This window comes from Streptomyces sp. NBC_01257 (assembly GCF_035917255.1).
Classification (GTDB): Bacteria; Actinomycetota; Actinomycetes; order Streptomycetales; family Streptomycetaceae; genus Streptomyces.
Genome location: NZ_CP108472.1, coordinates 1,126,123 through 1,139,272 on the forward strand (window position 1 = coordinate 1,126,123; position 13,150 = coordinate 1,139,272).

Annotated in this window: 9 protein-coding genes; 4 read left to right on the forward strand and 5 right to left on the reverse strand. The window is 73.2% G+C overall.

All coding sequences use genetic code 11. The features are described 5' to 3' along the window. Positions 1-180: 180 nt before the first annotated feature. Genes OG408_RS04945 through OG408_RS04955 form a run of 3 tightly spaced genes read left to right on the forward strand, consistent with a single transcriptional unit; the run spans position 181 to position 4,316 of the window. Positions 181-597 carry a Fur family transcriptional regulator gene (locus tag OG408_RS04945; protein ID WP_266775813.1) on the forward strand — a complete coding sequence of 139 codons (417 nt, stop codon included), beginning with the start codon at positions 181-183 and terminating at the stop codon, positions 595-597. A gap of 60 nt (positions 598-657) precedes the next feature. Continuing rightward, positions 658-2,745, forward strand: coding sequence for a DUF4139 domain-containing protein (locus tag OG408_RS04950; RefSeq protein ID WP_326668433.1), 2,088 nt, complete (start codon positions 658-660; stop codon positions 2,743-2,745). A gap of 8 nt (positions 2,746-2,753) precedes the next feature. After that, complete coding sequence (locus OG408_RS04955; protein ID WP_326668435.1) at positions 2,754-4,316, forward strand: mucoidy inhibitor MuiA family protein; 1,563 nt, start codon at positions 2,754-2,756, stop codon at positions 4,314-4,316. 54 nt (positions 4,317-4,370) lie between these two features. Here the strand turns inward: OG408_RS04955 and OG408_RS04960 are convergent, their stop codons facing one another. From OG408_RS04960 to OG408_RS04980, 5 genes are all read right to left on the reverse strand, one after another. Further along, the gene (locus OG408_RS04960) at positions 4,371-7,319 is read right to left on the reverse strand and encodes a hypothetical protein (protein WP_326668438.1); all 2,949 of its coding nucleotides are present in this window, start codon (positions 7,317-7,319) and stop codon (positions 4,371-4,373) included. Between the two features lie 2 nt (positions 7,320-7,321). Next, the gene (locus OG408_RS04965) at positions 7,322-9,169 is read right to left on the reverse strand and encodes an HSP90 family protein (protein ID WP_326668440.1); all 1,848 of its coding nucleotides are present in this window, start codon (positions 9,167-9,169) and stop codon (positions 7,322-7,324) included. Between the two features lie 88 nt (positions 9,170-9,257). Then, positions 9,258-10,244, reverse strand: coding sequence for a hypothetical protein (locus OG408_RS04970; protein ID WP_326668441.1), 987 nt, complete (start codon positions 10,242-10,244; stop codon positions 9,258-9,260). Positions 10,245-10,427: 183 nt separating this feature from the next. Then, a complete protein-coding gene (gene lysA / locus OG408_RS04975; protein ID WP_326674474.1) occupies positions 10,428-11,759 on the reverse strand; it encodes a diaminopimelate decarboxylase in 1,332 nt (443 codons plus the stop codon). A gap of 65 nt (positions 11,760-11,824) precedes the next feature. Continuing rightward, positions 11,825-12,250, reverse strand: a complete 426-nt coding sequence (locus tag OG408_RS04980; protein ID WP_326668443.1) for an SAV_915 family protein — start codon at positions 12,248-12,250, stop codon at positions 11,825-11,827. 390 nt (positions 12,251-12,640) lie between these two features. Between OG408_RS04980 and OG408_RS04985 the strand changes: the two genes are divergently transcribed. Then, positions 12,641-13,090, forward strand: coding sequence for a hypothetical protein (locus OG408_RS04985; protein ID WP_326668445.1), 450 nt, complete (start codon positions 12,641-12,643; stop codon positions 13,088-13,090). Positions 13,091-13,150 lie beyond the last annotated feature (60 nt).

Genomic DNA, 13,150 nt, shown 5'->3' on the forward strand with positions numbered 1-13,150 from the left:
CCGGGTCCGGATGCCGGGGTCTTCCGTCCCCGTCTCCTGAAGTCACGTACTTTTCCGCTGCTGTCCTGTCCCTTGGCTGTTCGCCGGAACCGATCCTACGATGGACATAGTCCAAGTCAATACGACCGACAGGCGTGTGGGCATCCAATCGTCGATCGACGCACAGTGAGGTGGGTGGGTATGAGTGACCTGCTGCAACGGCTTCGCGCACGTGGCTGGCGGATGACCGCTCAGCGACGGGTGGTGGCCGAGGTACTCGCCGGTGAGCACGTCCACTTCACCGCGGACGAGGTGCTCGCACGTGCCACGTCCCGGCTGCCGGAGATTTCCCGCGCCACCGTGTACAACACGCTCGGCGAACTCGTCCAGCTCGGCGAGGTGATCGAGGTGGCCACCGACGGCCGCGCCAAGCGCTACGACCCGAACGCCCACCACCCCCATCAGCATCTGGTGTGCTCGCGGTGCGGGACCATCAGGGACGTCCACCCGGGCGGCGACCTGCTGGCGGAACTGCCCGCCTCCGAACGGTTCGGCTTCACCGTCTCCGAGGTCGAGGTGACCTACCGGGGCCTGTGCCCGGACTGCGGCCTCGCCTGACCCGGCCGCCCGGCCCGGCGTAGGCTGCGCTCAGCATGCACACGGCGGGGGGCGGAGCACATGACGGCTGATCCGGTACAGAGGTGGGGATCGACCCTCGATGCGGTGATGGTGTACGCGCAGGGCGCGGTCTGCCGGCGCCTGACCCGGGGCAGCGTGCCGCCGGACGGCCGGGTCCGGGTGACGGGCCTGCCCCGTTCGCTGGACACCGGCTCGCTGCGGGCCACGGTTCTGGGCGCTTCCGGCGCGCGGGTCACCGAGGCCCGGGTGGAGGTCGAGGCCGGACTCCCGCGACCGGACGCACCCGGCACGCTGCGCAGCGAGGTCGAGCGGCTGAGCGAGGCGTACGAGGTGGCGCGGCGGCGCCGGGACCGGCAGCTGGGTCTGATCGAGGAGGTCGGGGGGCTCCGCCCGGTGCCGCCGCCCCGCAAGCGCGATGACCCGCACCGCCGCACCCCGGCCGATGCCTGGCTGGAGCTCGCCGGCTTCGTCGAGGAGCGGCTGGCGGGCCTGCATCTGCGCCTCGCGGAGCTGGAGGAGGCGCTGCGCGGCGTCGAGCACGAGCTCACGGTCGCCACGGACAGTTTCGAGCGCGCGTCCACCGACGCACCGTCGGCGCACGTGGAGACGATGGTGTCCGCGGTCCTGACCCTGGAAGGCGCCGGGGACGCGGAAGTGGAACTGGAGCTGGAATACGGGGTGCCGGGCGCCGTCTGGGTGCCTGCCTACCGGCTCACTCACCGTCAGGGCGACGACAGCGGCCGTCTGGTGCTGCGCGCCTCGGTCGCCCAGCGGACCGGCGAGGACTGGACGGGTGTGCGCGTCGCCCTGGCCACCGCCGATCTCCGGCGCCGCACCGATCTGCCGAGACTCCGCTCGGTGCGGATCGGACGCAGCCAGCCCGCACCCGTGCCGCCCGCCTGGCGCGAGCCCCCGGCCGGGCTCGCCGGTCTGTTCTCCGGGTACGACGCGGCAGGCCCGGCCCCGGAACGGGCGGACCGGCCCGCGGCTGCCGGGGGCGCCGGTCAGGGGTTCTTCCCGGGCACCGTGGACGAGCCCTTGGCCGGCGGCCCCGTTCCGCCGCCCGCACCCCCGGGCTACGGCGGACCGCCCGCACCCCTGGGCTACGGCGGGCCGCCGGCGCCGGGCGGCGCTCCCCAGGAGGACATCGCCGGTGCGATGCCCGCCCCGGCTCAGCCGGGTGGGCTGCCGCAGGGCAGCAGGACGAGGTCGCGCGGCAGGTCCCTCGCGGGTGCCCCCGCGCCCATGGCTCCCGGCGGGGCGCCGCCCCCTCCGCCGCCGGTGAACGGCCCGCCGCAGCCGTCCGGCGCCGAGCTCGACTACGCGGCGCTGGTCCTGTCCGGACCCGGCGAACAGGCCGCCCACCGGGGCAGGCTGTTTCCGGGCTCCGCCTTCGACCCGGTGGCGGCCGAGTACCGCCGCCGCGCCGAGACGGTGGCCTCGCTGCCGTTGCCCGGACAGGCCGTGCGGCCCCGGGAGTCGGCGGGTTCCTTCGACCACCGTTTCGACGCCACCGCCCGCGCCGACATTCCGTCGGACGGCACCTGGCACACCGTCACCGTCGGTGAGATCCCGGTCGGTCTGCGGACCGAGTACCTCAGCGTGCCGTCCGTCGAGCAGACCGTGTACGCGACGCTGGTGCTCTCCAACGCCACCGACCAGGCCCTGCTCGCCGGCCCGGTGGAGATCACCGTCGACGACGACTTCCTGCTGACCGCCGCGCTGCCCACGCTCGCCCCCGGGGGTGTCCGCCGGGTGGGTCTCGGGCCGGCCGAAGGCATCCGGGTCACCCGCCGGACGAATCTGCTCGAGTCGACCGCGGGCCTGCGCAACAACACCACCGTCCTCGACCACCGCGTCCATGTGGAGCTGGCCAACCGGCTCGCGCGGCCCGTCACCGTGGAGGTCCACGAGCAGGTGCCGGTCACCTCCGACGGGGACGTCCGGATCGAGGAGCGGGCCGACTGGACCGTTCCCGAGGGGAGCGCGGGACCCGAACCGCACGCACCCGGCACCCGCGTCTGGCGGCTGGACCTCCCGGCAGGCGCCACCGCCGCCCTCGACGGCGGCTACGAAATCCGCATCCCGACCGGCAAGGCCCTGGTCGGCGGAAACCGCAGGAGCTGACACCCCTCATGTCCACGGCGCCCCATCCGATCGCCCTCCCCGTCACCGCCGTCACCTGCCTGGAGGACCGTGCCCACATCGAGCGCACCGCCGTGCTCGACCTGACGGCCGGGGTCCAGCGGCTGCGGCTCGGACCGGTCAGCGCGCTGGCCGTCGACCGGACGCTCCACGCCGAGCTCACGTCCGGTCACCCGGCGACCGTGCTCGACCTGCGGATCGTCCGGGCCTGGTCGCCGCGCGGGCCGGTGCCGCCCACCGACGAGGACTCCGCCCTGCGTCACCGTGTCCACGGCCTGGAGGAGGAACGGCCGGCGCTGGAGCAGCACCGCGACCGGCTGCGGGTCCGCCTCGACCTGCTCGGCCGGCTCGCCACCGATCTGCTGCGGGAGATCGGCGAGGGCGCCGGTTACGGCGAGACCGAACTGCCGCGCTGGGCAAGCGAGCTGGACCGGGTCGACAGGGAACGCGACACGTGCGCCGAGCAACTGCGCTCGGTGGAAGCGCAGCTGACCACCCTGCGCGCCGAACTGAGCGCTGCCCAGCAGGCCATGGACCTCGCCGAGGAGGAACCCGCCGAGCTGACCGGCCACATCGAGCTGACCGTCGAGGCCTCGGCCGCCGGCCCGGTCGGGCTGCGCCTGACCCACCTCACCCCGTGTGCGCTGTGGCGGCCCGCCTACCGGGCCGTGCTCGACGGGGACTCCCTGACGCTGGAGACCGACGCCATGGTGTGGCAGCGCACCGGCGAGGACTGGTCGGACGTGCGGCTGACGCTGTCGACGGCCCGCTCGTCCCTGGCCACCGATCCGCCCCGGCTGGGCGAGGACCGGCTGACGCTGAAGGACCGGTCCGCTGCCGAACGCCGCACGGTCGACGTCGAGTTGCGCGAGGAGGAGATCGGGGAGCTCGGCCCGGCGCCGGTCCTCGGTCTGCCGGGCGTGGACGACGGCGGTGAGACACAGGTGCTGAGGTCATCGGCACCTGTCTCGGTGCCCGGCGACGGTCTCGCGCACCGGGTGCCGCTGTCCGCCGGCACCGCGCCCGCTTCCAGTGAGTACGTCAGCGCGCCGGAGCTGTCCCCGCTGGTCACCCAGGTGGTGCGGTTCGACAACGTGACCGGGCACGCGCTGCTCGCCGGTCCGGTGGACCTGGTCCGCGGCAGCGGGTTCAGCGGCCGGGGCACGCTGGACTTCACCGCCCCCGGCGCACCCGTCGAGCTGGCCTTCGGCAGCTGCGACGACTACCGGGTGGTCCGGGAGACCGAGGAGACCCGCGAGACCGCGGGCCTCACCCAGCGGAGCGTGGTCACCCGGACGGTCCGGCTGCACGTGTCCCGGTTCTCCGCCCCCGGTGAGCTGGGTGAACGGTCGGTCGTCCTCCGGGAGCGGATTCCGGTCTCCGAGGTGTCGGCGGTCGAGATCCGTCTGCACAAGAGCGCGTGCTCCCCGGCGCCCGATGTGGTGGACGCCGAGGGCATCGCGCGCTGGGACGTCGCGCTCCCGCCCGGCGGGCGCCGTACGCTCACCCTCGTCTACGAGCTGTCGGCGAGCGCCAAGGTCACCGGCCTCTGAGCCCGGCGGGCCGCCGCACACCTGGTGCACGGCGGCCGCTCCCGGGCCCGCGTCTCAGGCCTCGTCGCGCAGCCGGGCCGCCAGCGAGGCCAGCGGACCGGCCTCGTCGGTGTGTCCGAGGGCGTTCAGCCGGGAGAGCGCGGCGTCCAGACGGATGAGTGCGGGAGCGGTGCGCTCCAGGTAGATGCCCTCCACCGCACTCGCGAGGCGCATGCACTCGGCCCACTCACCGGCACGGTCCTGATCGGTATCGGGTTCGCCGAGCAGGCCCAGAGTCTTCTCCAGGGCGGCCAGCGCGGTCTCGTACTCTCCGGCGTAGGCGTGGACCCGCCCGTGCTCGTAGGCCAGGGCCGTGTCGAGGGAACGGCCTCCCGCCTCGAAGGCGGCGGCCCGGGCCTCGTCGGCGATCCGGCCGGCCTCGGCGAGGTGGGCGAGGGCGGCGGCCAGGCCGTCGGCACCCTCCCGCTCTGCCTGGAGGCGGGCGAGTTCGCGCAGGGCGTTGCTGAGGTGCTCGTAGCGGGGGGCCAGGGCGTGGGCGGCGACCGCCTGGTCCATGACCTCGCGGGCCCGGCCGAATTCGCCGGACTCACCGAGGAGTACGGCCGTCTCCGAGGCGATCATGGCGTGGCTGCCCGGGTCGTCGTCCCAGCCGGCGGACTCGGCGGCCAGCGCGACGAACTCCGCCGTGGCGGCCTTCAGGTCCTCCCCCGCGTGCAGCGCACGGGCTCGGGTCAGGCGCAGCTGCGCCACGAGCCGGTCGTCCAGCTCTCCGGCGGCGACGCCGGGATCGGCCAGCAGGGAGTCGAGGAGGGCGATGCAGTCCTCGATGCGGCCCAGGTCGAGGCTGAGCTGTGCCGCGTTGCTGTAGGTGCAGAACGCGTCGGTCCGGCTGCCGCGGCGAAGATCCAGTTCCGCCGAGCGCGTCAGGTGCCGCAGGGCCTCGTCGGCGCGGCCCAGGTGCATGAGGGCCTGGGCCAGATCACCGTGCAGCCGGCCGTTGTCGGCGGCCAAGGTCGCCCATTCGCCGGCCAGTCGCAGCCCTTCGGACAGGTCCGCGTGCGCCGCCTGGGCGTCCTGGCGGCCGAGGTTGATGCGGCCGCGCAGTCCGAGCGTGCGGGGCAGATGCCAGGCGGGGCCGTGCTCCTTCAGCCGGAGGAGGAGGGCGTCCAGCTCGGTGACGGCCGTCGCCAGGTCGCCGGAGACGGCGTGTGTGCCGGCCCGCAGCAGCGCGGCGCCGGACACCTGCCCGCCGATGCCGTGCCGGTCGGCGAACGCGTGCAGCAGCTCCACCTCGGCGAACGCCGCCGTGACATGTTCCTCGCTCACCGAGGTCTGGAGGCGCAGGCCGAGCGCGGTCGCGCGCAGCCGCAGCAGCCGGGCCTCCAGGTACGGGGCGAGACCGGGTGTCTCCTCGTGCAGCCGGACCATGGCCGCGTGGGCGGCGGTCATGGCGGCGGCCTTGGCCTCGGTCCCGTCATCGCCGCCACCGTCGCCGTCCGCAGGGATTTCGGCGGAGGCGAGTGCGGCGGAGGCGCGGGAGAGCGCCGCCTCACCCGGTGCTCCGGCGTCTTCGTACAGGCCCGCGGCCTCCTCGTACAGGTCTGCGGCTTCGGCGAAGTCGTCCCTGTCGCCGGCCCGGCCCGCCTCGTCGGCCAGCAGCTCGGCGCGCAGCCGCACGAACGGGCCCACGGCCGGGTCGTCGGGGTGGGTGTAGCCGCGGGCGGCGACGAGCTTGCGCAGCCGGGCCCAGCAGAGCTGCGCGTCGGGGTGTGCCTGCTCGTCCAGTTCCCTGGCCCGCAGGATGAGTGCGGGCAGGTCACCGGGGAGGTCGGCGGTCCTGCGCGGGGCGGGCGCCGCGGCCGGGACCGCGGCCGGGTCCACCTCGTCGAGGGTGCGGGTGCGCAGGGTGAGTTCGAGGGCGTCCAGCAGCGGGGCACGGTCGATGCGGGCCCGGCGGCGGCCGGTGAGGGCCGTGGTTCCGTTGCGGGCGTCGAAGCGGGCGGCGAGGTCGTCGGCTCTTCCGCGCACCTCGGCACCCAGGCCGGCGACCGTCCAGCTGCGGCCCGCGTATCCGGCGGCGGGCAGCTCGCCGTGGCCGAGGGACTCGACGCGCCGCAGGAGGACGTCGACTCCGGTGAGGAAGTCGAACAGGTCCAGCGGCGAGTCCACCTCGTCGAACAGGTTCCGGTTCTCGGCCAGCAGTTCCAGGCCGCGTGCCTCGTTGCCGGTGAGCGCGCAGAACTCCAGGTGCCGGCCGACCTCCCCGGCCATGGAGGCGTTGCGGCGGCAGCCCCGGTAGCCGGAGAGGTGCAGTGCGCGGGCCCGGTCGGTGTCGCCGGTGCGCAGCAGGGGCAGCAGGGCGTACGAGAGGGAGCGGGCCGGCTCCTCCTGGCAGGACTCCTGGCCGGCCAGGACGGGTTCCCAGGCGCGCAGTGCGCGCTCGTCGTCGCCTGCCGCGAGGTGGTACAGGGCGCGCTCGCAGATCTCGCAGGCCTCGCAGTCGCTGAACGCGGTACGGGTGCGGCCCGCCCACAGCTCGTAGGCGACGGCGGTGTCCTCACCGAGGTGCGAGGCGAGCTGGTAGAACTGTCCGTAGTACGGCTGGAGGCCGAGACCGGCCTTCTCGTACCGGTCCCTCATCTCCTTGAGCCACTGGCGCAGGCTGGCCAGCGGTATCTCGGGCAGCGCGCGCAGGGCGTTGGCGACCCACTTGAACCGCCAGAACAGCAGGTGGCGCAGACGCTCGTCGAAGACGTCGGGCTGCTCGTCGAAGAGGGTGAGCAGGCGGGCGAAGACGACGGGCGACTTGCGGGGCTCGGAGCCGTAGGCGTACGCCTCCTGGAGTTCGAGGAGGGTGCGGACCAGCGCGAGAGGGTCCTCGAACCGCTCGGCGGCGTCGACGAGTTCCTCGGCGGTGACGGTGCGGGTACGGCCGTAGGGGCGCCGCTGGTTGTCCTGGAGTGCCTGGTACAGCTCGTCGGTGTTCTGGGGTGCGGTCGGCATCGTCAGCTGTCCTTGCGGAGGGCGTGGGCGAGGAGGTCGAGGAAGGAGCGGTTGATCAGGCTCGATTCGGCGGGCCTGAGCGGGCGCCGGGACAGCAGCGCGGCCTGCCCGTAGAGCGCTTCGGCGCTGGTGCGGGCCAGTTCGGGTTCATCGATGGCGAGGGCGGTGCGGACGAGCGGGTTCAGCTGGTTGAGGATCAGCTGGGCGCGCGGGGCCTCCTGGCGCAGCGCGCCGAGGATGTCGCCCCACAGGCCGCCGTCCTGCTCACGGGCGAGCTGCGAGCGGGTGCGTTCGTGACGGGCCTCGCGGCTGTCGATGAGGAGGGCGGGGGCGGAGGCGGGCTGGAAGGTGCGCAGCGCGACGTCGCAGTCGAAGACGGCGAGTGCGTCACGGGCCAGGGCGAGGTAGGCCGCGGCGGCCAGTTCCGTCTCGCGCTCGACGGGGTCGAGGTGTGCGGTGAGGGTCGCCGGGTCGAGGTCGGCGACGCTGACCTCGGGCCTGATCTCGGGGAGCCGGTGGACCAGTTCACGGTCGTACGTGTAGCCGCCGTTGACGACGCCGAGTCCGGCGGCCGAGGCGATCGCGGCGACCTGCCGGAACTCCTCCACGCTCGACGTGACGAGGACGGTGCGGTGGGCGCGCGCGAACTCGTCGAGGCTGGTGGACCCGTCCGTGGTCTCGAACGGCAGCCAGGGCAGCAGCATCCGCAGGATCTCGTCGTCGTGCACCGCCAGCGACTTCACGGCCAGGTGGTGGGCCTGGAGGAAGCGGGCGAGCAGGTCGGGGTCGCTGGCGGCCGCCCGGGCGATCCAGGCGCGGAGCCGGTCGGCCAGGGCGTCGCGGACGGCGGCGAGGGTGTCGTCCTCGTACAGGGCCTCGCGGGACGCGGTCGGGCGCAGGCTCTCGGCGTCGACGACGCAGCGGACGAAGAACGCCCACTCGGGCAGGATCTCCTCGGCCTGCTCCGACAGGAGCATGCCCTTGACGTGCACGCGGTGGCCGTGGCGGCGCCCGGTCGGCACCGTCTCGGGCAGCACGCACGCGATGCCCTTGAGCCCCACGGCCGGCAGGTCCAGATCGATGGTGTCCAGCGGCTTGAAGCCGAAGACCTCCTCGCCGTAGGCGGCCAGCGCGCGGGAACGGGCGCCCGGCGTGGGGTACGTGCCCTGCCAGGGCGCGGGCTCGGGATTGACCCGGGCACCCGCGCCGCCGGAGCCGTCGTCGAAGGTCACCGGGTGGCGCAGCAGGGAGCCGAAGTGCCGGGCGAGGGTGTGCACCTGCCCCGGACGGGTCCACTCGCCGGCGTCGGCGCGCGGTGTCAGTGTGACGGTGGTTCCGGGGCGCGGGCGGGCGGAGACCGGCAGGGTGCGGACGCTGTAACTGCCGTCGCCGCGCCCCCGCCACTCCACCACGGGTGCGTCGGGGGTGCGGGCGGAGCGGCTGACGACCAGGATCTCGTCGGCGACCAGGAAGCAGGAGAGCAGGCCGATCCCGAACTGGCCGATGAAGTCGCCGCGTTGCTCCGCGATGCGGTCGGCGCGCTTGCTGCTCCGGCCGATCGTGGCAAGGAAGGTGTGCACGTCGGCCTCGGCGAGACCGACGCCGTCGTCCTCGACGCGTACGACCGAACCGTCGGCGTACAGACGGATGCCGAGGGCAGCGGCGGGGACGTCCGGTTCCAGCCCGTGCCGGGCGGTCAGCGCGTCCACCGCGTTCTGCAGCAGTTCGCGGAGGTAGACGCGGGGGCTGGAGTAGAGGTGGTGGGAGAGGAGGTCGACGAGGCCGCGCAGGTCCACCTGAAAGGTGCGGTCGGCGTCGGCCGGGTTCGAGGCGGTGTCGGGCAGAGTCATCGGGCAGTCCGGTGTGGGAGAGGCGGCAGGTACGGGAGGGCGGAACGGGCCCGGGCCGGAGAACCGGGACCCGGACCTGGGCCGGCGCTCAGGCGCGGCGGTGCTGGCGGGCGAACTGCTTCTCGGGCTCCGCGAAGTAGGTCCAGGGCCACTCGGTGTAGGCACCGTCGAGGGCCTGGAAGACGCGCCCTGACGTGTGGCGTTCAGCGGCGAGCGACAGCGCCATCGCGAACACGTTGAAGTCGTGCTGCCATCCCGGACGCCGGACGTAGGCGGGGTGGAGGACGCTGTGGTCGGCGGCGTCGCGCAACTCGGCCTGGATCGCGGGAGTGCGCAGACAGGCCGCGTCGTCCGACTCGACCCAGTCCTCGATGTGCGCCATGGCGATCACGCAGCCGATCCGGTCGCCGTGCGGAGCGCGGGCGAACGCGTCGCGGGCGAACGCCATGGCCTCGCCCGCTTCACCGCCCCAGCGGGGCTGCAGCTGCGAAACCCATTCGATGTGGGTCTCCAGGTCCAGCGGGGCGCGGCGCAGAGCCGCTGCGAGCCGGGTCTCGTTGACGACGGTGCCCAGCGACATGCCGCGGCCGGAGGTGAGCAGCCGGCGCCACGGTGTGACCCAGTCCGGCCGCAGCTCGGCCGCCCGGAACAGCTGCTCCTCGGCGATGTCGAGGCGCTCGTGGAAGGTCCGCCACTGCTCCTGGGTGACGTTGACGGCCCGCGCGCTGGTGCGCGCTTCCCAGCCCCAGCTGATGTGCCGCGTCCCCGATATCAGCAGCGCCGTCGCCCGGTGCTCCTCGTCCTGCTCCACGGCCCGGCCGATCCAGTCCTGCACGCCGTCCAAGTCGGCCAGCTCGCCGAGCACTTGGTGGTCGTGGCCGAGATCGAAGGGCACCAGCGCCGCCTTGACCGCGTCCCAGTCCCCCGCACCGGCCGCCTCGACCAGCGCGAGCACCCGCGCGTCCCCGAGCGCGCGCAGCGTGTACATCCCGTTCTTCTGTCTGCGCGGCACGGGAAGGGCGTGCGGATCAACCGCCGGTCTCTCGCCACCCCTGCCGAAAAGCTTGCCGAACATGCCGCGCCCTCCCCTGGTCCCGCGTGATCGTCGGGTGCAGCATAAGGGGCCGCCCCGCCATCACATCCACAGGGTATTCACGGTTGCTCCATGAATCCGGTGCAGGTTGCGCCCGCCCGCGGACGTACGGCGTTCACCAGGGGACGGCGGGCCGAAGGGCCGGCAGCGAGGCCCGGCCCCGGTTCAGAGTCCGATGTCGCGGCCGTTGATGTCGGCGAGGGACTCGCGGCGTATCAACAGCCGGTCGCGGCCTTCGTGGACGGCGACCACGGGCGGGCGCCCGACCGCGTTGTAGCTCGACGCCATGGAGAGGTGGTAGGCGCCCGCCACCGGGATGGCCATCAGATCGCCGGGGTGGATGTCGGCCGGGACGACCGCGTCGGCGGCGAGTACGTCGCCCGCCTCGCAGTGCCGGCCGACGACGGTCGCCGTGCAGGGCTCGGCCGTCGAGCGGCGGCCGATGAGCCGGGGTGCGTAGCGGGCGCCGTACAGCGCGGGCCGCGGGTTGTCGCTCATTCCGCCGTCCACCGCCGCGAAGACGCGGTCGCCGGTCCGTTTGACGGCGAGCACCCGGTAGAGGGCCACGCCCGCGGGCCCCACCAGGGCGCGGCCCGGCTCGATGGTGAGCCGGGGCACGGGGATGCCGGCGGCGGCGCAGCTCGTGGCGAGTTCTCGGTGGATCCGGGCGCCGAGGGACGGGATGTCGAGCGGAGCCTCGCCCGGCCGGTAGGCGACGGCGTGCCCGCCGCCCATGTCCAGTTCCGGCAGCACCGCTCCGTGCTGCCGGTGGACCTGGGCCAGCAGCCCGGTCATGCGCCGGAGCGCGGTCAGGTAGGGCTTGACCGTGGTGATCTGTGAGCCGATGTGGCAGTGCAGGCCGACCAGTTCCAGATGCGGCTGGCCGAGGATCCGGGCGATGGCGTGCTGGGCGCTGCCGTCGGTGAGGGAGAGCCCGAACTTCTGGTCGTCCGTACCGGTGCGGATCGCGGCGTGGCCGCCGGCGCTGACCCCGGGGACCACCCGCACCAGCACCTTCTGGCGGGCGCCGTCGGGGACGAGGGCGGACAGCCGGGCGATCTCCCACGCGCTGTCGATGACGATCCGGCCGACGCCCAGGCGGAGCGCGGCGCTCAGGTCCTCGGGGCTCTTCGCGTTGCCGTGCAGCACGATGCGCTCGGGCGGGAAGCCGTTGGTGACGGCGAACTCCAGCTCGCCGGCCGAGCAGACGTCCAGCCCGAGTCCCTCCTCCCGCACCCAGTGCAGAAGGGCGCGGCAGAGGAACGCCTTCGCCGCGTAGACGACGTCGGTGTCCGGAAAGGCCTGGCGATACGTACGGCAGCGTGCGCGCACCTCGCCCTCGTCGAGGAGGTAGACCGGCGTCCCGTACCGCTCGGCGGTCTCGACGAGAGACACACCTCCCACGGCCACGTCGCCGTGCGAGGTGAGCCGCGCGGAGGCGGGCCAGACGGACAGAGCCGCGGTGTTGGCCGGCGCCACGGCGCCTGCGTACGGCATGGCCGGTACCGACGTCGGAGCGGCGGGCCCCGGCAGTGTGGATTTCATGGTGATCCCCCGGCCCGTCACGAAGTCGATGCGGTTGCGGTTGCGGCGGGCAGCGAGGGCGTGCCGCTCGCTCGCGGTTCCCTGGCCGGCCGGTATGTGCGCTGCGGACCGCGGCCCGCTCGGCCGCCGGGCCGCCCGGCAAGGGGTGCGGCGCCGGGCCCGGGAGCGGCCAGCACCGGGTCGATGGTGAGGCCGTCGATGCCCAGGGGCGCGACGAGTGCGCGTACCGCCGGCTCCGCGAGCCGGATCCAGGGCTGCTGCTTGCCGAGCGTCCGGGTCAGCTGTCGCTCGTCGGTGAAGGCGACTGCGGTACGGACCCCGAGGGGCGTACGGAAGAGGCGGGCGCTGCAGCCCACGGACCCCGGCCGGACCGGAACGAAGAGGGCCCCGGCCCGGTCGGCAGGAAGGGGGTCGGGGTCCTCGGCGGACTGGTTGTCGTTCATGGCACTCCTCGTTCGGGCGGGTCATCGCCCCGGCCTGCGAACACGCCGGGGCACATCAGTGACGCTATGCCCGCCCCCGACCCGAGGGGCGTGTCCGTTGTCGGGCCCTTGATCCCGGATGCCGGAGTCTTGACGCGCGGTTGACAGAAGCTAGGCATCGACTCGGTCAGCTCCGCCGACGGAAACCCTTCCTGCCGGGCCGGGGAGAAGCAGGGCCGGCGGTCGTCGCGGAGCGACGGCAGTGCGCAACGCTGTCAGGTGTCGATATCTGGGGCTGCCCAGTCCTGGGGTGTGCGATTCCGCGCTACAGATTGCGGACACCTTATGGGCACACGCTCTGCATGCTCCGGCTCTTCTCAGCAGCCGAATCTGATGCCTCAGGAGGTACCCGTGGCCGACGACAGCGACGTCCTGCTCACACTCATCAAGGAACAGCGTGATCAAGTGCGGCAGATCGAGGCGCAACGGGCTCTACTGAGCAACCTCGTCATAGTCGTCGTGGCCGCAGGCCTGGGATTCATCGCCCATAGAGGGATAAGCACCACCATCCTGACGATCACTGTGCCCATGGCTCTACTGGGGGCGTATGGAGTTCTCGCGTGTCTGAAGTATCACGAAAGATCAAGGCTGCACGGCTCTCAAGCCCATCAGCTGCGTCTGCAGCTCACGGAGCTTCACCCGCGCATCGACTTGGACGCCGGTTGGACTCAGGTATTCACCGAGCAGCGAGCACAGTTCCCGCTCCTCTATCGACTCCGCCTCTACTTGATCTGGGTATCCCTCCACGCAGGAATATGTATCGGAGGGTTGGCCATGACGATTGCGGCCCTCTCCCGTTAAGCAGGAGCCTGCGCACGTTGGTCTGCCTGAAGGGAGAGCTGTCAGGATCCCTGGGGACAG